This window comes from Desulfolutivibrio sp., assembly GCF_036584575.1.
Classification (GTDB): domain Bacteria; phylum Desulfobacterota; class Desulfovibrionia; order Desulfovibrionales; family Desulfovibrionaceae; genus Desulfolutivibrio.
In genome coordinates this window covers 18,524-38,422 of sequence record NZ_JAZHDB010000228.1, presented here as the reverse complement: position 1 = coordinate 38,422, position 19,899 = coordinate 18,524, and the positions used below count along the sequence as shown (strand labels likewise).

The 19,899-nt window shown below is 65.3% G+C and carries 18 protein-coding genes and 1 CRISPR repeat array (1 of these 19 running past the window's edge); of the genes, 11 read left to right on the top strand and 7 right to left on the bottom strand.

Features of this window, described 5'->3' with window-relative positions; translation table 11 throughout:
* Nucleotides 1-119: 119 nt before the first annotated feature.
* Nucleotides 120-2,888 carry an excinuclease ABC subunit UvrA gene (gene uvrA / locus V3572_RS17240; RefSeq protein WP_332112266.1) on the top strand — a complete coding sequence of 923 codons (2,769 nt, stop codon included), beginning with the start codon at nt 120-122 and terminating at the stop codon, nt 2,886-2,888.
* Between the two features lie 150 nt (nt 2,889-3,038).
* Here the strand turns inward: uvrA and V3572_RS17235 are convergent, their stop codons facing one another.
* From V3572_RS17235 to V3572_RS17205, 7 genes are all read right to left on the bottom strand, one after another.
* The gene (locus V3572_RS17235) at nt 3,039-3,296 is read right to left on the bottom strand and encodes a Txe/YoeB family addiction module toxin (RefSeq protein WP_332112265.1); all 258 of its coding nucleotides are present in this window, start codon (nt 3,294-3,296) and stop codon (nt 3,039-3,041) included.
* A 1-nt stretch (nt 3,297) separates the two neighbouring features.
* The gene (locus tag V3572_RS17230) at nt 3,298-3,552 is read right to left on the bottom strand and encodes a type II toxin-antitoxin system Phd/YefM family antitoxin (RefSeq protein ID WP_332112264.1); all 255 of its coding nucleotides are present in this window, start codon (nt 3,550-3,552) and stop codon (nt 3,298-3,300) included.
* 79 nt (nt 3,553-3,631) lie between these two features.
* Nucleotides 3,632-4,096: a threonine/serine exporter family protein gene (locus V3572_RS17225; RefSeq protein ID WP_332112263.1), complete on the bottom strand. Its 465-nt coding sequence runs from the start codon at nt 4,094-4,096 to the stop codon at nt 3,632-3,634.
* Nucleotides 4,096-4,890: a threonine/serine exporter family protein gene (locus tag V3572_RS17220; RefSeq protein ID WP_332112262.1), complete on the bottom strand. Its 795-nt coding sequence runs from the start codon at nt 4,888-4,890 to the stop codon at nt 4,096-4,098. Before V3572_RS17220 ends, V3572_RS17225 begins: the two co-directional genes overlap by 1 nt.
* Nucleotides 4,891-4,926: 36 nt before the next feature.
* Nucleotides 4,927-5,346 carry a VanZ family protein gene (locus tag V3572_RS17215; protein WP_332112261.1) on the bottom strand — a complete coding sequence of 140 codons (420 nt, stop codon included), beginning with the start codon at nt 5,344-5,346 and terminating at the stop codon, nt 4,927-4,929.
* A 221-nt stretch (nt 5,347-5,567) separates the two neighbouring features.
* Nucleotides 5,568-7,295, bottom strand: coding sequence for a thiamine pyrophosphate-binding protein (locus tag V3572_RS17210; RefSeq protein WP_332112260.1), 1,728 nt, complete (start codon nt 7,293-7,295; stop codon nt 5,568-5,570).
* The gene (locus V3572_RS17205) at nt 7,292-7,885 is read right to left on the bottom strand and encodes a carboxymuconolactone decarboxylase family protein (protein ID WP_332112259.1); all 594 of its coding nucleotides are present in this window, start codon (nt 7,883-7,885) and stop codon (nt 7,292-7,294) included. Before V3572_RS17205 ends, V3572_RS17210 begins: the two co-directional genes overlap by 4 nt.
* Before the next feature lie 341 nt (nt 7,886-8,226).
* Here V3572_RS17205 and V3572_RS17200 point away from each other — a divergent pair, with 341 nt between their 5' ends.
* The 10 genes from V3572_RS17200 to cas2e all read left to right on the top strand — a co-directional run bounded on the left by V3572_RS17200 (nt 8,227) and on the right by cas2e (nt 18,280).
* A complete protein-coding gene (locus tag V3572_RS17200) occupies nt 8,227-8,559 on the top strand; it encodes a type II toxin-antitoxin system RelE/ParE family toxin (RefSeq protein ID WP_332112258.1) in 333 nt (110 codons plus the stop codon).
* Nucleotides 8,552-8,839, top strand: a complete 288-nt coding sequence (locus V3572_RS17195) for a helix-turn-helix domain-containing protein (RefSeq protein WP_332112257.1) — start codon at nt 8,552-8,554, stop codon at nt 8,837-8,839. Before V3572_RS17200 ends, V3572_RS17195 begins: the two co-directional genes overlap by 8 nt.
* A gap of 355 nt (nt 8,840-9,194) precedes the next feature.
* Nucleotides 9,195-11,933, top strand: a complete 2,739-nt coding sequence (cas3, locus tag V3572_RS17190; protein WP_332112256.1) for a CRISPR-associated helicase Cas3' — start codon at nt 9,195-9,197, stop codon at nt 11,931-11,933.
* A gap of 401 nt (nt 11,934-12,334) precedes the next feature.
* On the top strand, nt 12,335-14,005 hold the full coding sequence (casA, locus tag V3572_RS17185) for a type I-E CRISPR-associated protein Cse1/CasA (RefSeq protein ID WP_332112255.1): 1,671 nt from the start codon (nt 12,335-12,337) through the stop codon (nt 14,003-14,005).
* Between the two features lies 1 nt (nt 14,006).
* A complete protein-coding gene (gene casB / locus V3572_RS17180; protein ID WP_332112254.1) occupies nt 14,007-14,543 on the top strand; it encodes a type I-E CRISPR-associated protein Cse2/CasB in 537 nt (178 codons plus the stop codon).
* Nucleotides 14,544-14,561: 18 nt separating this feature from the next.
* The gene (gene cas7e / locus V3572_RS17175) at nt 14,562-15,695 is read left to right on the top strand and encodes a type I-E CRISPR-associated protein Cas7/Cse4/CasC (RefSeq protein ID WP_332112253.1); all 1,134 of its coding nucleotides are present in this window, start codon (nt 14,562-14,564) and stop codon (nt 15,693-15,695) included.
* Nucleotides 15,696-15,698: 3 nt separating this feature from the next.
* Nucleotides 15,699-16,433 (top strand): type I-E CRISPR-associated protein Cas5/CasD, encoded by a 735-nt coding sequence (gene cas5e, locus V3572_RS17170; protein ID WP_332112251.1) that lies wholly within the window; start codon nt 15,699-15,701, stop codon nt 16,431-16,433.
* Nucleotides 16,424-17,095, top strand: coding sequence for a type I-E CRISPR-associated protein Cas6/Cse3/CasE (gene cas6e / locus V3572_RS17165; protein ID WP_332112250.1), 672 nt, complete (start codon nt 16,424-16,426; stop codon nt 17,093-17,095). Before cas5e ends, cas6e begins: the two co-directional genes overlap by 10 nt.
* Nucleotides 17,095-18,006: a type I-E CRISPR-associated endonuclease Cas1e gene (gene cas1e / locus V3572_RS17160; RefSeq protein ID WP_332112249.1), complete on the top strand. Its 912-nt coding sequence runs from the start codon at nt 17,095-17,097 to the stop codon at nt 18,004-18,006. Before cas6e ends, cas1e begins: the two co-directional genes overlap by 1 nt.
* The gene (gene cas2e / locus V3572_RS17155; protein ID WP_332112248.1) at nt 17,987-18,280 is read left to right on the top strand and encodes a type I-E CRISPR-associated endoribonuclease Cas2e; all 294 of its coding nucleotides are present in this window, start codon (nt 17,987-17,989) and stop codon (nt 18,278-18,280) included. Before cas1e ends, cas2e begins: the two co-directional genes overlap by 20 nt.
* Before the next feature lie 110 nt (nt 18,281-18,390).
* Nucleotides 18,391-19,899: a CRISPR direct-repeat array (repeat unit 29 nt; unit sequence GTGTTCCCCGCGCTCGCGGGGATGATCCG) (it continues 899 nt past the right edge of the window).

Here is a 19,899-nt window from a genome sequence, read left to right as displayed (position 1 = left end):
CCCCCCGCACTATTCGCCCCCTTGCTTTTCGCCCCCAAGTCCTTATGTGAAAGCCCTTGCCGACATGACGCGGTATTTTGCATGAGGGCCGGGAGACCGGCCATTTTCTGGAGAAAAACATGTCCTTTTCGCCGGTTATCCATATCGAAGGCGCACGCCACCACAACCTGAAGAATCTCACTCTGGACATCCCCCGCGACAGGCTGGTGGTCATCTGCGGCCCCAGCGGTTCGGGCAAGTCCACCCTGGCCTTCGACATCATCTACGCCGAGGGCCAGCGCCGCTACGTGGAGTCGCTGTCGGCCTACGCCCGCCAGTTTCTGCCCCAGCTCGACAAGCCCCAGGTGGACAAGATCGAGGGCCTGTCCCCGGCCATCTCCCTTGAGCAGCAGTCGGCCACCCGCAACCCGCGCTCAACCGTAGGCACCGTGACCGAAATCCACGATTTCCTGCGCGTGTTTTTCGCCCGCCTGGGCCGCCCCTACTGCCCCGGCTGCGGCAAACCCATCCAGGCCCGCACCCTGGACGAGATCCTGGCCGACCTCATGGCCCTGCCCGAGGGCGTAAAGATCCTGCTCATGGCCCCCCTGGTGGAGCACCAGAAGGGAACCCAGGCCGACCGCTTGAAAAAACTGAAAAGCCAGGGTTTCGTCCGCGTGCGGGTGGACGGCCAGGTCACGGGCCTGGACCCCCTGCCGGAGCTGGAAAAAAACAAGCGCCACAGCATCGAACTGGTGGTGGACCGGCTGGTGGTCAAGCCGGACATCCGCTCCCGGCTGGCCGACTCCGTGGAGCTGGCCTTAAGCCACGGCCAGGGACGGCTGGTGGTGGCCGTGGTCCCCGACAAGGACGCCAAGGCCCCGGCGGATCGCATTTTTTCCACCCAAAGCTCCTGCCCGGACTGCAAGATCAGCGTGCCCAAGCCCACGCCGCAGCTTTTTTCCTTCAACGGCCCCCAAGGGGCCTGCCCCTCGTGCGGCGGCATCGGCTCCGTGGAATATTACGAACCGGCCCTTCTGGCCCCCAACAAGGGCCTGTCCCTGCGCCAGGGGGCCATCCTGCCCTGGCGCGGCGACCGCGTCCTGGCCCGCCACGCCAAGTCCCTGGAGGCCCTGGGGGCGCGCCACGGGTTCACCATGGACACCCCCCTGGCGGCGTTTTCCCCCGAGGCCCTCCAGGCGCTTTTTTTCGGCGACGCGAATGCCCGGTTCACGGGCGTGGTGAACCTGCTGGAAAAAGGGCAGGCCTTCGGCTCCATCTGGCGCGACGAACTGTCGCGCTACCGGCAAAGCCGCCCCTGTCCGGCCTGCGGCGGGGCGCGGCTGCGGCCCGAGTCGCTGGCCGTGCGGGTTGAGGATCTGAACATCCACGAGTTCTGCTCCCTGTCCATCGAACGGGCCCTGGCCTGGCTGGCCGGGCTGTCGTTTACCGGGGCCTCGGCCGTGGTGGCCGTGCCGCTTTTGAAGGAACTCACCCACCGCATGGAGTTTCTGGCCGGGGTGGGCCTGGACTACTTAAGCCTGGCCCGAAACATGGCCACCCTCTCCGGCGGCGAGGCCCAGCGCATCCGGCTGGCCGGACAACTCGGCTCGGGGCTTGTGGGCGTGACCTATGTGCTTGACGAACCGAGCATCGGCCTGCACCCGCGCGACAACGCAAGGCTTCTGGAGACGCTTCGCCGCCTGCAGGGCCGGGGCAACACGGTCCTGGTCGTCGAGCACGACGAGGCCACCATCAAAAGCGCCGACCACGTCATCGAGCTTGGGCCGGGATCGGGCTGGCTGGGCGGGGAGATCGTCTATCAGGGCGACGTGGACGGGATGCTTGCGGACAAGGACTCGCTGACGGGCAAGTTTTTGCGCGGCGACATGGTCATCGCCCGCCCGGAAACGCGCCGCACCCCCACCGGGCGCCTGACGCTGCGCGGGGCCCGGGCCAACAACTTAAAAAACCTGGACTGCACCATCCCCTTAGGCTGCCTGACCTGCGTCACGGGCGTGTCCGGCTCGGGCAAAAGCTCGCTGGTGGTGGACACCCTGTACAAGCACCTGGCCCTGTCCCGGGGCATCAAGGTGGACGCGCCGGGCGAGATCGGCGGCATCGAGGGCGCGGCGGCCATCGAAAAGATCGTGTCCATCGACCAGACGCCCATCGGCCGCACGCCACGCTCCAACCCGGCCACCTACACCAAGGTCTTCGACGAGATACGAAACATCTTCGCGGCCACAAAAGACGCCCGCAAGCGCGGCTACAAGCCGGGCCGCTTCAGCTTCAACGTCAGCGGCGGCCGCTGCGAGGCCTGCGGCGGCGACGGCCAGATACGGGTGGAGATGCATTTTCTGCCGGACATCTTCGTCACCTGCGAGGTCTGCGGCGGCCTGCGCTACAACCGCGAGACTCTTGAGGTCCAGTACAAGGGCTTTAACATCTCCCAGGTCTTGGACATGACCGTGCGCCAGGCCGGGGACTTTTTCGAGAACTATCCGGCCTTAAAGCGCCGCCTGGACGTGCTCAGCGAAGTCGGGCTGGAATATCTGCGCCTGGGGCAACCGGCCACCACGCTCTCGGGCGGCGAGGCGCAGCGCATCAAAATCTCGCGCGAGCTCGGCAAGCGCAGCCTGCCCGGCACGCTGTACATCCTGGACGAGCCCACCACGGGCCTGCACATGGTGGAGGTGGGCAAGCTCATCGCCGTGCTGCAAAAGCTGGTGGATCGCGGGGCCAGCGTGGTGGTCATTGAGCACAACACCGACGTGATCATGGCTGCGGACCACGTCATCGACCTGGGCCCGGGCGGCGGCGAGGCCGGGGGGCGCATCGTGTCCCAGGGCACGCCCGAGGAGATCATGGCCGACCCGGAGTCGATCACCGGACGGTTTTTGGTGTAGCGCGGCGGCGCGGGAAGCGCGAGGGGCGCGAGGGCGCGGGGGAAGGCAAGGCGACGGGGTAAGGGTAAAGTTAAGGGTAAGGGTAAGGGAAGCCTCCGGCGGCCAAAGGGCTCAAGCCCTTTGGAATCCCGTGACCACAAGAAACAGCGGCTATCGGTAATGGTAGCGGCAGGCGACAATGACCACATCGCCCCGGTCGACCAAGTAGATCAGCCGGTGCTCGGCGTCGATGCGCCGCGACCAGCATCCAGCCAGGTCGAACTTCAGTGCTTCGGGTTTGCCTGTTCCGGTGAATGGGGTTTTCAGTGCTTCCTTGATGAGCGAATGAATTTTCTTGAGCTTTTTTGGCTCACTCTCGTACCAAAAGAGGTAGTCTTCCCACGCCTCGGCTGTCCAGACCAGACGCACGTCATTCCCCTCTCAGGGCATGTTCCTGAACATCGCCGCCACGGGCGTGGGCCAAACTGGCCCTCAGTCGGGCCGCATTGGCGGGAGACCGCAAGAGATAGGCTGTCTCCTCAATGGCGTTGTAGTCGGCCAGACTCATCATGACCACAGGCTGGGCCTTTTGCCTCGTGATGATCACAGGAGTGCTGTCCGTGCAGACTCGGTCCATGGTGGCGGCAAGGTTCTCCCTCGCGTGGCTGTAGGTGATGGCATCCATTTTCTTCTCCTTGCACACTCCAGACTTGTACGTATTTTTGTCCAGAAGTCAAGTCACGCCAATTCGCCGCCCGCCACACTCACAGGGTCTTTTTTTCGATGCGCAGGCAAAGGCTGGGCAGCACCAGCCCGAAGGCCAGGGCCATGAGAATGGTGGTCATGGTCAAAAGGTCATGCCAGGCCGAAAGAAAAATCGCCTGGTCCTTTTCCTGGACGAAGCGCAGAAACCCCGTCATGGCTTGGTAGGCGTAGACCCCGGGCACCATGTTGATGACCCCGGGGATGGAGAAGATGTGGGTGGGCAGGGTCAGCCGGTTGTGCGGCCAAAACGAGAAGGCGCTGACGGCGGTTGAGGCGAAAAGCGTGGCCAGCTCCACCCCAACCCCGCAGGCCATGGCCAGGGTGCGTAGCGTCAGCCCCAGCGCGCCGCAGGCCGCGCACCAGATCAACGTATAGCGCGGGGCGTTGAAAAGCACCGCGAATCCCGTGGCCGCCACGGCCCCGAGCAGGGCCTTCACGGCCACATCCGCCGCCATGCCCGGCATCACCACAGCCCCTTGAGCACCAGGGCCAGCGTCATGCCCGCCGACAGGGCCAGGGTCATCAACAGCCCCATCACCGCCCGGGTCAGGCCCACCGTAAAATAGCCCCGGATGAACTCCTCGAAGGCGTCGATGAGCGGCACGCCGGGAATGAGAAACAGCACCGCCGCCATCTCCGCATACTGCCGGTCCGGCAAAAACTCGGACAAAACCAGGGCGCCGTAGGTGGCCACGAAGGCGCTGACCCCGAACACCAGCACCACGTTGAAGCGCATGGCCGCCAGAAAAAACCGGGTCAAGGCCCCCAGGAAGGCCGCTATGGACGTGACCAAAAACGCCGCCGGGCCGCCGCCGAAGATCACGGCGAAGGCGCCGCAGGCCAGTGCCGCGCAGGCTGCGGTGAGCGTCCGGGGGTAGACGCGCCCCAGACGCCGGATGGCCTCCACCTTGGCCCGTAGCGCATCGGGCGGATAATGGCCCTGGTGGGCCTTTTTGGCCAGCCGGTAGACCGCCGCGATCTTGTTGAAGTCCACGCCGTGGCCGTCGATGCTCTGGACCTGGGTCATGACCTCGCCGTGGTGCACCACGGTGACCATGAGCGCGTTGTGGGCCACGAGGATGTGGATGTGTTCCAGGCTGTGGCCGCGCAGCATGCTGGCGATGGCGCGGCGCACCTTGTCGATCTCGCCGCCCGAGGCGAACATGATGGCCCCGGCCCGGATGGCCGGGGTCAGGGCCTTCTCCAGGCTGGCGTGCTCGTGCGGGAGGTCCGGATGGGTCTGGCTGGCGTCGTCCATGGGTGCAGGCCTACGACGAAACGGCCCGGCTTGTCATCAGAAGACCACCCGCCGGAAGGCCGGAAGGAGCCGGTAGCGCAAAAGCCGCCCGGCCGCGACGCCAAGCGCCACGCCAGCGGTGTTGGCGGCCATGTCCCCAAGCGACGCCATGCGGCCCGGCACGTAGCCCTGGGCGTATTCCAGGGCGCAGCCCAAAACGATCATGGACAGCGACGCCAGAAGCCCCACCCGTTTGCGGGCGAATGCGAAACACGGCAGAAACGCCAGCCAGGCATATCCCGCCATGTGGTACAGCTTGTCCATGTCCGGGAAATCGCCGGGCATCTCCACGTCCGGCAGAAGCGACATGTAGACCACCGCCGCCATGGACGCCGCCCAGACGAGAAGCGCCGCCACGGCCAGGGGCCGCCCCACGGCCCCCTCGCCCCGCGAAAAAACCGACCACCGACCGCTCATGGGAAGCTCTCCGCCACCATCCGCCACATGTCCACCCTCATATCCTTACCCGGGCCCACAGGCGTAAACGCCGCTTCGGCCCATGATCGATCCTCTGCCCGGGCCGTGCCCTGCGCCTGAAATCCGTCCCGCCGCCGGGAGTGCCCGCGCCGTTTTCCCGCCATACCCCGGCGCGCCGGGCCATGCCCTACCACGCAACCCGTGAACCCGCCACAGCAACGCTAGTCGTCGTGCCAGACCGCCTTGGCCTGGGCATAGGGCGTGACAGGCGTGACGAACCGCTTGTCGCAACGCACATCCACCAGATACGCCGTCCCCGACGCCAGGGCCTTTTCGAAGGCCGGTTCCAACTCCTCGGGCCGCTCGACCACCGCGGCCCCAAGCCCCATGGCCCTGGCCATCCCGGCCCAGTCCCGAATGGGGATTTCCGTCAGCCCCGCCGCTCCCGGGCCCTCCTGGTGCGCGCGCAGCCAGACGTTGCCAAGCGCGCCGTTGTTGATCACCACGTACACCACGGCCAGGCCGTACCTGGCGGCGGTCTGGATATCCATGCCGTGCATGAGCATGCAGCCGTCTCCGGTGACCACGGCCAGCGGCACGTCCGGGCGCGCCGCCTTGATGCCGCAGGCCGCCGGAATGGCCCAGCCCATGGGACCGATGTTGGTGGCCGAAAAATAGGTCCGGGGGGCGTAAGCCTGCCAGTAATGGCCGCAAAACGCCCGATGCGCCCCGGAGTCCACCACCAGCGCGCCCTGGCGCGGCATGACCCGGCGAAGCGCCGCCAGCACCCGGGCCGGATGCAGCGGCACGTCCGGGCACTCCTGATTTTGCGCATCGTAGCAGCGCGGCCCGGAGGCCCGGAGGCCGTCGAGCCACTGTCGCCGCTCGGGAACCGAGCGTTCGAGACCGCCGAGGCGCTGACTGTCCGCAGCCAGCGCAAGGCGCAGGATTTCGCCGCAATCCCCGCACAGGGAGACCTCGGCCGGCCACGTCCTCCCGATGACCCGGGGGTCGATGTCCACATGGATGAGCGCCCTGGAAGGGAGCATCTTGCGATCCCAAAACAGCGTGTCGCGTTGGGAGAGCCCCGATCCGAGCACGACAAGCACCTCCACGTCGCCCGAAAGCAGCCCCTCGATGGCATGTCGGTGCCCGGCATAGCCGAAGACCCCGAGCGACAGGGGATGGTCCTCGGGGAAAACGCCCTTGGCCCGAAGCGTGGTGGCCACCGGGATGGCGTAGCGCTCGGCGAAGCGGAGGAGTTCGTCGGCGCAGTCGGATTTCTCCACTCCCGCCCCGGCCAGGATGGCCACCCGGCGCGGGGCTTGGCCGCCTCCGGCCGGGGCCAGGATGTCCAGGGCGCGCTCCATGGCCACGGGGTCGTACGCCCGGGGGCGGTACAGGGTCGCATCGAGCGGCGTCCACGGCGTCGCAATATCCCCGCGCTGGACGTCCGTGGGCAGGCTCAGGTGGACAGGGCCCTGGGGGGCCGCCAGCATGGCCGTCAGGGCCGAACGGAGATGGTGGGCGGCCAGATGGATGTTTTCCACGGCCAGGGATTTGCGAACCGCCGGGTCGAGCATGGCCAGATCGTTGAGGGTGGCCGGGGAGGAATCCTGGAACCCGCCGCGCCCTTCCCAGTCGGTGGGCACCTGTCCCGAGATGATGAGCACGGGCGAGTTGTCCGTGGAGGCGGCCACCGCGCCGGTCAGGGTGTTGGTGACGCCCGGCCCGCCGATGCACAGGCAGGCCCCGAAGCGGCCCGAGGCCCGGGCGTAGCCGTCGGCCATGCAGGTTGCGCCGCCTTCATGGGCCGCCACCACCGCCGTGAGCCCGGAGGTCCGGGTAAGATCCTCCAGGAACGGATCGATGAGCCCTCCGGGCACGAGAAACATGTGCGTAAGCCCCTCCCGGACCAGGGCATCAAGATAATAGGCCGTCGTCTTCATGCGCTCTCACCTCCGGTCGCCGGTTCGTCCTTATCGTCCTGCGCCGCGAACGGATCCCGTGCGCCCTCGGGCAGCGGGACGTCGAAGGCGAAAATCACCCCGGCGATCATGGCGTAAAACCCGCACAGCACCACCAGTTCCACAACACCCTCGACGCCGTACGCCCTGACCACCTCGTCCTGAATCCCAGCCGGGATCGACCGCCGGGCCAGGGCGCATCCCGCCGCGTCGAGGACCGCGCGCAGCCCGGGCCCAAGCCCCTCCGGCTCCCGGCCCGTGCGCAGGGCCTCGCGGACGGACTCCGGAATTCCGGCTTGGCTGGCCGGGCCGCTGTGCTTCACCCATTCGTATCCCGCTCCCATGCGCCGGGCGCAGGCCAGAATCGCCAACTCCCTGGCCTCGGGCGGCAGGGCGGTTTCTCCGAAACGCAGATAGCTGCCCAGGGCGGACACCTTTTCCAGAAGGGCCGGATGGGAGAGCAGGGTCTGGTACATGCCGTCGATGCGACCCCGTTTGGCCGCCAGTTGGTCGTAAAGCGTCCGGGCCTCAGGCGAGAGGTCTTGGTATTTTGGCAGCGGCAGTCGTGACATGCTGGCTCCTCGGGGGAAAACGTGCGGGGGAGGGACCGGCCCGAACCGGGCATCCTCCCGTGCACGCCAAACGCGTTCGGCGCGTACGGCGCGTACGGCGCCTCAGGCCGCCGCCAGGGACCACCAAGTCAGGCCTCCGGAGATCGACAGCCCTTTCCCCCAGGCTGGTTTCCGATACGTGGGATATAGCCGAGGCTATCGCCGCTGTCCATTGCGCGGCGGCGGGCGGTCATGGCGCTGGAGAACGGCATGCGCGCGGCGGAGGACAAGGGGTACGTGATGCGCCTTGGGGACCGATAGCTCGACGCCTTGACATTTATAAATCAAAGGCTATAAAAAGCATGCGCCGATGGATGGTCGAATTTATCAACGGACACGCCGTGGAAGAGTTCGAAGCCTTGCCCGCCGACATGCGGGCCAAACTGCAACGGACCTTTCGGCTTGTGGAGGAACGCGGCTTGACCGCCTTGGTCATGCCCCTGGCCCGCCCTGTGGATGGGCGGATATGGGAATTCCGGGCGACAGGGCGGGACGGGATTGCACGCCGCCTGTACGCGGCGGCGAGTGGTCAAACGCTTCTGGTGCTGCGGACCTTCATCAAGAAAACCCCCAAGACCCCGCGCGGAGAGATCGACATCGCCAGACGACGGCTTGAGGGAGAAGAAGATGCCTAGAATAAAGGCCCGCGATCTGCACGACAAGGCCATGCGTGACGACCCCGAATATCGGCGCGAATATGAAGCCCTTGAGGAAGAATTCGCCCTGATTGCGGCCATGCTGGACGCCAGGCAAAAGGCGGGGCTGACCCAGGCCCAGGTCGCCGAGCGCATGGGGGTCAAACAGCCCGTCGTGGCGAAGATCGAGGGCGGCAGATCAAACGTGTCGTTCGGCACGCTGAAGCGCTACGCCAGGGCCACGGGGTGCAAGGTCAAAGTCGAGTTCGTGCAGGGGTAACACGGCCCCGGACATGCCAGTGGGATACTGACGCAAGGCCATGGCCGGGCGGCCGGAGCGCCATCCAAAATCTGTTGAACGAGCTCCCCTCCCGCCCAGTGTTTCGTCAATTCGGGTCGCCGCATATGCCCCACTCACGCACGACGGCGAGACCCCTTGCCGGGATATCGCCCAGGATGTATAGGCGATAGCACTCTAACATCTGGGGATCGTTCCGTTTGAATGGACGTCATTCTTCGCATGCTCATTCTGTTGTAACCGGACGCCATAAACCATTTCAAAACTCCACAACTCGCACAGCACACGGCAAATTTTAAGTTTTGCATAGATTTAAAAATACAGAAAAGGATTCTCAATGCTGCGCTACTGGGGAAAAACAGAATATTGGCATGATGACCCGCGAAGCTTCCGGGGCTATCATCTCCTCGTCCATCATTGCCTGGATGTCGCCGCCGTCGCCCATGTCCTTCTCGACAAAGACCCGCTTTGGGCGGCGAAAATGGATGCCACCTGTGGAGTAGACGGTTTTTCGCGGACCATCCCCTTCTTTCTTGCCCTGCACGACATAGGGAAATTCTCGCTGCGTTTCCAGGCCAAATCACCGAAAGCCCAGCAGCGTCTCGGCAATCTCCGCTCCTGCGATACGGCTTCCGTGCATCACGCCGAAATGGGGCAACGCTTTTTCAAGCATCATTTTCGAAAGCCCCTCCTGCATGGAGACATCCTAGGCAAGGACGCCCCGCCCATAAACGGACGCTGCCATTGTCTCAACACCATCCTTTCCACTGTGGCCGGACATCACGGCAAACCCGTCTCCACGCCCACGCATGACTGCTTTCCGGCACAGGATGTGGCGGCGGCCCTGGAATTTTGCCGCGAAGCGGCCTGCCTGCTTCTCGATGACGCGGGGCGTCGCGTCGTGGCGCGGCTGGCCATGGAGGCCGACGAGCAGGCCATAAACGCCTTTTCCTTTCTTTTCGCCGGGTTCGTGGTTCTGTGCGACTGGATAGGCTCGGATACCCGCTCTTTTCCGATCCTCAACGCCACGCCGGATGATCCCGAGGCTGCCCTGGACGTGTATTTCCAAAATCACGCCCTCCCCGCCGCGCAACATGCCGTCGCGGCAAGCGGCGTCCTCCCCCCCAGGCTTTGTCACGTTTCTTCGTTTACAGACTATTTCCCGTCCATCGCCTCACCGAGTCCGGTGCAGGACCACATGTGGCGCTTTGCGCCTGCCGGGCCAAGCCTGGTCATCATCGAAGACCTGGCCGGAGGCGGCAAGACCGAGGCCGGGCTCGTCACGGCGCTTCGCCTGGCCGCCATGACACCGGGCCAGACCATCCTCATGGCCCTGCCCACCATGGCCACGGCCAACGGCATGTACGACCGAATGCGCACGGCGTTCGGCGCGCTTTTTACGGACATCCCGCCGCCGTCCATCATCCTGGCCCATTCCTCCCGCGATCTGCACCCCGGTTTTCGGGACAGCCTCGGCCTGGAAAGCATTCCCTCAACAGATGCTGGCAGTGACGCCGGACGGGAGGAAACGGCTCAGACGCATTGCTCGGCATGGCTTTCGGACAACAAAAAAAAAGCCCTCTTGGCCAGCCTCGGCGTATGCACCATCGACCAGGCCCTGTTGTCCGTCCTGCCGTCGAAGCACGGCTGCCTGCGTCTGGCGGGACTGGCCCGGGGGGTGTTCATCGTGGACGAGGCCCACGCCCATGACCCGTATGTGCATAACCTGCTGTGCGTGCTTCTGCGTTTCCAAGCGGCCTTCGGCGGCAGCGCCGTCATTCTTTCGGCCACGCTTCCCGAATCCATGCGCCGGGATCTGCTTGCCGCTTATGCCCGGGGACAAGGCCGGGAACTCGGCGACTGGACCGAAACCAAAGCCTTCCCCCGGGTGACGGTCAGTTGCAACGGGAAGGTCACGCCGCAGGCCCTCGCACCGCGCCCGGATCTTGCCCGCACGCTTCGCGTTGACCTCTGCCACGACGACGGGGAGATACTCGACCAGGCCGTCCGGGCCGCCGAGGACGGCGCGGCCGTGCTGTGGATTCGAAATACCGTCAATGACGCCAGAAAAACATGGCGAGACGTCTGTTCCCGGATCGACCCCGGCCGCACGACCCTTTTCCATGCCCGTTTCGCCCTGTGCGACCGGCTGCGCATCGAACGCGAGGTGATGGACCGCTTCGGACGGAAAAGCACCCCGGACATGCGCCGGGGACGTATCGTCGTCGCCTCGCAGGTCGCAGAATTCAGCCTCGACTGCGATTTCGACATTCCCTTCTCAGACATCGCCCCCATGGACGCCCTGCTGCAACGCCTCGGCCGGGGCATGCGCCATCTGCGCCCCGACGCCTCGCAAAGCGACCGGCCGCCGGGCTACCGCACCCCGCGCGGCGTGGTTCTGTGTCCGCCATTTGCTCCGCCGCCCGGGAAGGACTGGATTTCCGCCTTTTTGCCCGGCACGGCCGCCGTCTATCCGCATCACGGCAGGCTGTGGGCCACGGCCCGCTATCTGGCCGATCATGGGGAAATTCGGCTGCCCGATGATCTGCGCGAAGCCATTGAGGCGGTCTACGGCGACGGCGTGGTCTATCCTCACGCCCTGGACCGGGCAGAGGAAAAGGCCTTTGGCGAGGCACTGGGACAGGGCATCCTGGCGAAATACAACGCGCTCAAGCCCGAGGCCGGATACTGCGCCCTGGAGGCCTGGCTGGACGAGCGCATCGTGCCCACGCGGCTTGGGGCGGCGCTGACCCTGCGCCTGGGGAGGCTTGTGGACGGCCGGATCGTGCCATGGGCCGAGGGCGCAACACCCAGGGAGGCCTGGGGGCTTTCCGAACTGCGGGTCAGGCTGGACATGCTTGGGGATATGGTTCCGCCACCCGCCGAACTGGAGGCGGCCTGCGAACTGGCCCGGCAGACCATGCCGGACAAAGGGAAGTTCGCGGCGCTTCTGCCCCTGGCCCCGCACGGCGGGTCCGGGGAGTGGCGCACGCCATGGGCCGCGCTTCGCGGCGGGCGGGCCTATGCGCAGTATAGCGCCTGGGCCGGTCTTGACATGGTTGGTAGCGATGCTTAATTTTTGGCGTTCTCGAATTTTTTCGAGATGATCCGTCTAGTTATGTCACGTTATTGACTATACGGAAATGTTCCCCGAGTTCTCGGGGATAGCCACAAATTTCAAATTTTGTTTTTTGTATTTCTTTCGTTTTCCTGGTTGACATCGCGACACGAGGGATTAAACATAGTGCCAACTGGAAGTGAAAATAATCTAGGAGTCTAGTTATGTCACGAAGTGACAAGATAAAAGGAGTTCAGATATGATACGTATCCAAAGTGGTTTTTTCTTCGGCCTGGAGACACCCATTTGCACAAGGCTCATTGGCATGCTCATCAACCTCGCCCTCTCGGCGCGGGGAATTGATTTTCGGTTCCGCGCCCAGTGTGCGACAAATGATCTCAACCCCACGAGGAGGTATTATGCCCCTGAACCTACTAACCGATCCCTGGATTCCGGTCAGGCGCGCCTCCGGCAGGCGGGAGAGCATCTCGCCCTGCCAGATAACCAGTAACCCGGACGACCCCGTCCTGGCCGTGTCTCATGACCGTCCGGACCTGGCGGCCGGGCTGACCGAATTTCTCGTCAGCCTGTACCAGGTCTGCCTGCCGCCCCGGGACGAACGGGCCTGGGACGCCTGGAGGGATACGCCGCCCACGCCGCAGGCCGTGGCGCAGGCCCTGGCCCCGTATGCCGACGCCTTTAGCCTGGACGGCGACGGGCCGAGGTTTCTCCAAGACCTGACCGTGGCCGACGACCCGAAAGTCAAGGAAAAGCCCGTGGACGCCCTGTTCATCGACTACCCGGGCGAAGACGCCGACACCTCCGGAGCGGACTTTTTCCGACGCATCACCGGTCCCATGCGCCTATGCCCGGCCTGCACCGCCGCCGCCCTGTTCACCCTCCAGGCATGGTCCCCGGCCGGAGGCCAGGGGAACCGGACATCCCTTCGCGGAGGCGGCCCGCTCTCCACCCTCGTGCTCGGGGCGACCCTGTGGGACACGGTCTGGCGCAACATCCTGCCTGCACTCCTGGTGGATACCCTGCCCGGCGACCCCGGCAAACCCCGCGAGGCCGTCTTCCCCTGGCTCGCGCCGACCCGGATCAGCGGCAAGGACGGCCAGGACACCCATGCCTCGGACATCCACCCCCGCCAGACCCTCTTTGGCATGCCCCGGCGCATCCGCCTGCTTTTCGAGACCGGCCCGGCCACGCCATGCGCACTCTGCGATAAAAAAAGCACCGCCTGGGTCGAACGCATCCTGGCGAAGAACTATGGGGTGAATTATACAGGCGTGTTCGACCATCCCCTGACCCCCTACCGGCAGGAACCCGGCAAGGAGCCCTACACGGTCAAGGCCTCGCCGGGAGTCACACGCTACCGGAACTGGATCGGCCTGACCCTCGGCGCAACATCGGAAACAGGCTTTATGCAGCGCCCCGCCCTGGCCGTACGCCACTTCCTCGACGCCCGGGCCTCCTATGAGATCGAGGAGGGACAGGAGGCCGACCGGATATGGGCCTTCGGCTTCGACATGGACAAGGCCAAGGCCAAGGCCTGGATCGAGTCCACGGCTCCTGTTTTCATCGTCCCCGAAGAACACCGGCAGGCGTATGCCGAGCGGGTCCGCCAGGCCACGGACGCAGCGGGACTTATCTGCGCCAATCTCAACTCGGCCGTACGCAAGGCCCTGGTTGACAAGGGCCGCAAGATCAAAACGGACGCCTCGTTTACCGCCGCCGTCGAAAATGCGTTCTACCGCTCAACCGAGTCCATCTTTTACGAATGGCTTCGGGAACTGGCGGCCACGGCCGGGCAGGAACCACCGGCCGTAAAGGACCGCGAACGTTTCCTGCGCGACCTGTGCGCAGTCACGTACGAGATCTTCGAGCGTTACCTCAAAAGCGCCTCGTTCGACGGCGAACTGGGGGCGGGCCGCGACCTGCTGGCCCGCAAGGCCAGGGCCTTCAAGGAACTCAACAACTTCAACACGCCGGGCAACGATACCCTGCGAAAGCTCATGGACCTGCCCGCGCTGGAAAAAGATATGAAACGACCGTCCAAAACCGGCCGCAAGGCCAAGGGAGGATGACATGGCATCGCCAAGACGGCTGTATTTCGACAAAAATTCCGACGAGACCGGCATTCTCGCGTCCTTCTGGAAGAAGCTCGAAGCGCGGCGCGGCCCCCGGGCCGCCCTGCGCCGGGCCGCCACCTTCCAGGAGGCCGTGGTCGAGCCGGTCTTTTGGGAGCTTGCGGCCGAACTCAAGAACGCGGGGTTCGATCTGCCCGAGGAGGACATCCCCAAACTCGCCCTTCTCCTGATCCTGGCGGCACGGGTCAAGACGCAAAGCGAAACGCACGTCTCATTGGCCCGGGCCATGGCCCAGCCGCGCTCCGGCGACTCCCCGCCGGTCAGCAGGCAACGCTTCAAGCGCCTTTTGGCCGAACGGGACATGGAACGCTCGTTGTCGCTATTCACCGGCGTCCTGCGCCTTCTCGGGTCAAACGTCTGGCTGCCGGGGCTGGCCTGGGCCGTATGGCGCTGGGACGAACCCGGCGACGCCGCCCGGTTCAAAATGGCCGCCGACTATTTCGGTAATCTCAAAGACCCCAACAAAACGAAATAATCCTGAAAGGAGACGACCATGACCACGGGACGCTTTCTGCAATTGCACATCCTAACCAGCTATCCCCCGGCCAACCTCAACCGTGACGACCTGGGACGTCCCAAGACCGCCATCTTCGGCGGCTCGACTAGGCTTCGCGTCTCCTCCCAGTGCCTCAAGCGCACCTGGCGCACATCGGACGTCTTTTGCGAGGCCCTGACCGGCCATGTCGGCACCCGTACCAAGATCATGGGCAAATACATCTATGCCGCCCTTGTCCTGGGGAAGCCCCTGGCGGCGGTGCTGGCCGAGCCCGTGTTCCCGCTCGAGAAACACTCCTTCGAAGCCCTCGACAAAAAGGCCCTGGAAAAGGCCCGCGTCCTGGCGGGATTTTTCGGCGAGTGCAAATCTCGGCCATCGACGAAAGAGGACCTTGCGAAAACACCGATGGCCGAGGTCGAAATCAAACAACTGGCCCATTTCGGTCCGGAGGAGCTTGCCGCCCTGGATGAGGCGGTGGAGGCGGTCCGCACGGCCGACGCCGTGGACCCCGCCGGGCTGTCGCTTTTGCAGCGAAAGCTTACGGCCGTGGACATCGGCATGTTCGGGCGCATGCTGGCCGCCGACCCGGCCTTCAACGTGGACGCCGCCGTGCAGGTGGCCCACGCCATCAGCATCAACGCCGTGACCGTGGACGAGGACTATTTCACCGCCGTGGACGACCTGAACCGCCACGAGGAGGACGCCGGGGCCGGACATATCGGCGTCACCGAGTTCGGAGCGGGCATCTTCTACCAGTATGTCTGCGTCAACCGCGACCTTCTAACCGAAAATCTCGAAAACGACGCCACGCTGGCTCAGAAGGCCCTGCGGGCGCTCGTCGAGGCGGCTGTGAGCGTGGCTCCGTCCGGCAAGCAGAACTCCTTCGCCTCCCGGGCCTTTGCCTCCTATGTGCTGGCCGAGAGCGGCGACAGGCAGCCGCGCAGTCTAGCCGCCGCGTTTCTCGATCCGGTGGTGGGCGTCGGGATGATCGCCCAGGGGGTGGACCGCCTGCGCCAGACCATGGGCAAATTTGATACGGTGTATGGGCCGTGCGCCACAAATCGCTACGAGTTCGACGTCGAGTCCGCCTCCGGAACGCTTTCCGGACTGCTCGACTTCGTGGCGAGGTAGCCCATGCGCGACTACCTGACCTTTCACGTCTCTGCGCCGCTATGCGCTTTCGGCGGAATTGCCGTGGGGGTGATGCGTGGATGCGAGGCCGGTCCGACCAAGTCGGCGGTCATCGGCCTTCTGGCCGGGGCGCTCGGCGTCCGCCGGGTCGAGGAGGAGACGCACCGGGCCATGGCCCAGGGACTTGGCATGGCCCTGCGCATCGACGCCGAGGGCGAACCTTTGCGCGACTTTCACACCGTGCAGACGGTCAAACTCGCCCGGAACGCCACCCCGGGCACCCGGGCGCAGGCCCTTGGCTGCAACGTCAAGGACACGCCCATCGTCTCGCTACGGGACTACCTGTGCGACGCGGCCTTCACCGTGTGCCTGTGGATGCGTGGAGACGGCGCGCCACAACTCGCGGAGTTGGCCCGCGCCCTGGAACATCCGGTGTTCGTGCCGTACCTGGGCCGCAAATCCTGCCCGCCCGGGCAGCTCTTCGAACCGCTTGTGGCGGCCCACAAGGATTTCCTGGCGGCCCTGACGGCCAGACCGCCCAGGCGGGATTTCTGCGCGGCCCTGGCCAAGGCCGGAGAATACGTGCGGTGCTTCTGGGAGGACGAACCCGGTCAAAAGCCGCATCAGATCGAGTCCCGGCGCGACGTGCCGGTGGTCCGGACGGACCCCCGACGTTTCGCGCAACGGGAGGAGAAACGCGGACATGTCATCATGCCCAAGGAGGCGCCATGTTCATAAGCCGTATGACGCTTTCCCCGGACATGAGCGGAAAGCGGACGTATGAAGGGGAATATGCGCTGCACCAGGCGGTATGGGAGCTTTTCAAGGACCGTCCGGACCAGGAGCGGGACTTTCTCTATCGCCGCGACATACACCAGGGCAGAATCGTCGTCCTGGCGGTCTCCATGCGCCAGCCGCGCCCAGACGGCCCGCATTGGACCGTGGTCACCAAGCCCTACGCCCCGGACCTGCGCAGGGGCGACCGGTTGCGATTCTCCCTGCGCGCCAACCCGACTCGCACCAAACATGCCGGTTCCGATACGCGCGGGAAACGTGTGGACGTGATCATGGACCACAAGACGCGGCTTAATGCGGACAACGTGCCGCCGGACAGACGCCCCACCGAATCCGCCATGGCCCAGGAGCTCGGATGCGCCTGGCTGCTGCGTCGGGCCGACGAACTGGGACTGGACATAGAAAAGGACACCTTGCTGGCGCACAGTTACACGACCTTGCGATTCAGAAAGCCCGCCGCCCAAACGAAAATACAGATTGCGACCCTGGACTTTGAAGGCTTCGCCACGGTGGCGGACCCGGACAAGGCCCTTGCCGCCATGACCCGGGGCGTCGGCCCGGCCAAGGGGTTCGGCTGCGGCCTTATCCTGGCGAGGCGGGCCTGATGCTTCCCCGGCTGTCGCCGTTGCCGCTCAAGGAGCGGGCCTCCATGGTGTTCCTTGAACGGGGCGGCCTGGACGTGCTGGACGGCTCTTTTGTGCTGGTGGACGCCGGAGGCGTGCGCACCCACATCCCCGTGGGCGGCCTAGCCTGCATCATGCTCGAACCGGGCACGCGGGTCTCGCATGCGGCCGTGGTTCTGGCGGCGCGGGCCGGGACGCTTCTGGTCTGGATCGGGGAGGCCGGGGTAAGGCTGTACGCCTCCGGCCAGCCCGGCGGGGCGCGCAGCGACCGGCTCCTGTATCAGGCCGCCCTGGCCCTTGACGAGGACGCCCGGCTCAAAGTCGTGCGCAAGATGTACGCCGTGCGATTCGGGGAGGAGCCTCCGTCGCGGCGCGGCGTGGACCAGTTGCGCGGCATTGAGGGGGCCCGGGTCAAGGAGATGTACCGCCTGCTGGCCCGGCAATATCGCGTGCCGTGGTCCGGCAGAAAATACAACCCCCGGGACTGGGGTACGGGCGATCTGCCCAACCGTTGCTTAAGCGCCGCCACGGCCTGCCTGCACGGTCTGGCCGAGGCGGCGGTTTTGGCGGCGGGCTATGCCCCGGCCATCGGCTTCATCCATACCGGCAAACCGCGCAGTTTTGTGTACGACATCGCCGATCTGTACAAGTTCGACACGGTGGTTCCGGTGGCCTTCTCCATTGCGGCCAAACCATGCGCCGAGCCGGAACGGGCGGTACGTCTGGCCTGTCGGGACCGGTTTCGGGAGATGAAGCTTCTGCGCCGCATCATCCCGGACATCGAGGATGTCCTGGCGGCGGGTGGGCTGGCCGTGCCGCAGGCTGCGCCCGAGGCCATTGGACCGGCCTTTGCGGACGAGGAGGGACTGGGCGATGATGGTCATCGCGGTTGAGAACGCCCCGCCGCGCCTGCGCGGCCGCCTTGCCGTGTGGCTTCTGGAGATTCGCGCGGGCGTGTACGTCGGGGATTATTCGGTGAAGGTGCGTGAGATGATCTGGAACAATGTGGAAAACGGGCTTGAAGACGGCAACGCGGTGATGGTGTGGAGCGCGCGCAGCGAATCGGGGTTCTCGTTTCGCACGCTGGGTCCGAATCGGCGCATGCCGGTTGATTTCGACGGATTGGAATTGGTGTCGTTTTCGAGCCCGGAGCCGCTGGACGGATAAGGCGGTCGATCCTTGATAACCGCATAGGTGAAGGGTTGATTTTCTTGACAAAAATCCGGTAGATTTTCCCAGTTGAAAAAACCCTGGGAAAAGAGGATGTTGTGTCAAGAGTGTTCCCCGCGCTCGCGGGGATGATCCGATCATCCTCCCCATCCTCTTTCTGGCCCTCTCGTGTTCCCCGCGCTCGCGGGGATGATCCGCGCAAGGATCACGTTCTATTCTTATCTGGACAGTGTTCCCCGCGCTCGCGGGGATGATCCGTACAGGGCCACGGCCAACCCATACGGGGCCGGGTGTTCCCCGCGCTCGCGGGGATGATCCGTGCGCCGCGAGATGGAGCGCCGCCGCGACCTGGTGTTCCCCGCGCTCGCGGGGATGATCCGAATGGCCGGGCCTGGGAGGATCGGCGGTTTCAGTGTTCCCCGCGCTCGCGGGGATGATCCGTTTCCGGCGGCTGGGACACCGGCCCCGGCGGAGTGTTCCCCGCGCTCGCGGGGATGATCCGAGCGACGATCCGCCGGATGCGTCCGTCAAATAGTGTTCCCCGCGCTCGCGGGGATGATCCGACCTGGGGCCGGGTCACGGCCCTGGCCGCCGCGTGTTCCCCGCGCTCGCGGGGATGATCCGGTGTTTTGACCGACGGACGACAACAGCATCCGGTGTTCCCCGCGCTCGCGGGGATGATCCGGCCGCTTCGCCCGGCTCGATCTTGTCGGCGCAGTGTTCCCCGCGCTCGCGGGGATGATCCGATCGTTCGTTACATCGCGGATTCGACTGGCGTGTGTTCCCCGCGCTCGCGGGGATGATCCGGCATCGCGGCCGCCGAACATGTGCTGGCTGGCGTGTTCCCCGCGCTCGCGGGGATGATCCGGTTACCGGGGCCATCAGCCAGGGCGCCACGGTGTGTTCCCCGCGCTCGCGGGGATGATCCGCCAGGACGCACACCTTCATCTCCGGCACGGACGTGTTCCCCGCGCTCGCGGGGATGATCCGGCGGCCGACGGTGACGTGACCATGTACATCATGTGTTCCCCGCGCTCGCGGGGATGATCCGGTACGCCGTCCGTTATTTCGTCGTCAAGTTATGTGTTCCCCGCGCTCGCGGGGATGATCCGCGCCGGATCGGCAGGCCCACCGGCCCGCCCTCGTGTTCCCCGCGCTCGCGGGGATGATCCGGAGGCGGACATCGTCTACAGCCTGCTTTTGTCGTGTTCCCCGCGCTCGCGGGGATGATCCGTGCCCGGGCTGGGAGTGGATCGACCCGCTCAAGTGTTCCCCGCGCTCGCGGGGATGATCCGTCATTCCAGGTGGAAATCGTCGGCTGGCGAAAGTGTTCCCCGCGCTCGCGGGGATGATCCGGCCCCTCTAGCTATGTGACGAACACGGTTCCCGTGTTCCCCGCGCTCGCGGGGATGATCCGACCGCGAAAACCTTGTCCAAGGCTTCGTCCGGGTGTTCCCCGCGCTCGCGGGGATGATCCGATCCGGCGCGCCTCGCCCGGGTCGATCTTGCCGTGTTCCCCGCGCTCGCGGGGATGATCCGTCGGGTTTTTTATTTTCAGCATGGGCGAAAAAGTGTTCCCCGCGCTCGCGGGGATGATCCGGAAATCAACTCCATCG

What these genes read in the sequence shown, in the direction of transcription:
- uvrA (WP_332112266.1), top strand. Translation starts at nt 120, where the DNA reads ATGTCCTTTTCGCCGGTTATCCATATCGAAGGCGCACGCCACCACAAC.
- V3572_RS17230 (WP_332112264.1), bottom strand. Translation starts at nt 3,552, where the DNA reads ATGGATGCCATCACCTACAGCCACGCGAGGGAGAACCTTGCCGCCACC.
- V3572_RS17225 (WP_332112263.1), bottom strand. Translation starts at nt 4,096, where the DNA reads ATGCCGGGCATGGCGGCGGATGTGGCCGTGAAGGCCCTGCTCGGGGCC.
- V3572_RS17220 (WP_332112262.1), bottom strand. Translation starts at nt 4,890, where the DNA reads ATGGACGACGCCAGCCAGACCCATCCGGACCTCCCGCACGAGCACGCC.
- V3572_RS17215 (WP_332112261.1), bottom strand. Translation starts at nt 5,346, where the DNA reads ATGAGCGGTCGGTGGTCGGTTTTTTCGCGGGGCGAGGGGGCCGTGGGG.
- V3572_RS17210 (WP_332112260.1), bottom strand. Translation starts at nt 7,295, where the DNA reads ATGAAGACGACGGCCTATTATCTTGATGCCCTGGTCCGGGAGGGGCTT.
- V3572_RS17205 (WP_332112259.1), bottom strand. Translation starts at nt 7,885, where the DNA reads ATGTCACGACTGCCGCTGCCAAAATACCAAGACCTCTCGCCTGAGGCC.
- V3572_RS17200 (WP_332112258.1), top strand. Translation starts at nt 8,227, where the DNA reads ATGCGCCGATGGATGGTCGAATTTATCAACGGACACGCCGTGGAAGAG.
- V3572_RS17195 (WP_332112257.1), top strand. Translation starts at nt 8,552, where the DNA reads ATGCCTAGAATAAAGGCCCGCGATCTGCACGACAAGGCCATGCGTGAC.
- cas3 (WP_332112256.1), top strand. Translation starts at nt 9,195, where the DNA reads ATGCTGCGCTACTGGGGAAAAACAGAATATTGGCATGATGACCCGCGA.
- casA (WP_332112255.1), top strand. Translation starts at nt 12,335, where the DNA reads ATGCCCCTGAACCTACTAACCGATCCCTGGATTCCGGTCAGGCGCGCC.
- casB (WP_332112254.1), top strand. Translation starts at nt 14,007, where the DNA reads ATGGCATCGCCAAGACGGCTGTATTTCGACAAAAATTCCGACGAGACC.
- cas7e (WP_332112253.1), top strand. Translation starts at nt 14,562, where the DNA reads ATGACCACGGGACGCTTTCTGCAATTGCACATCCTAACCAGCTATCCC.
- cas5e (WP_332112251.1), top strand. Translation starts at nt 15,699, where the DNA reads ATGCGCGACTACCTGACCTTTCACGTCTCTGCGCCGCTATGCGCTTTC.
- cas6e (WP_332112250.1), top strand. Translation starts at nt 16,424, where the DNA reads ATGTTCATAAGCCGTATGACGCTTTCCCCGGACATGAGCGGAAAGCGG.
- cas1e (WP_332112249.1), top strand. Translation starts at nt 17,095, where the DNA reads ATGCTTCCCCGGCTGTCGCCGTTGCCGCTCAAGGAGCGGGCCTCCATG.
- cas2e (WP_332112248.1), top strand. Translation starts at nt 17,987, where the DNA reads ATGATGGTCATCGCGGTTGAGAACGCCCCGCCGCGCCTGCGCGGCCGC.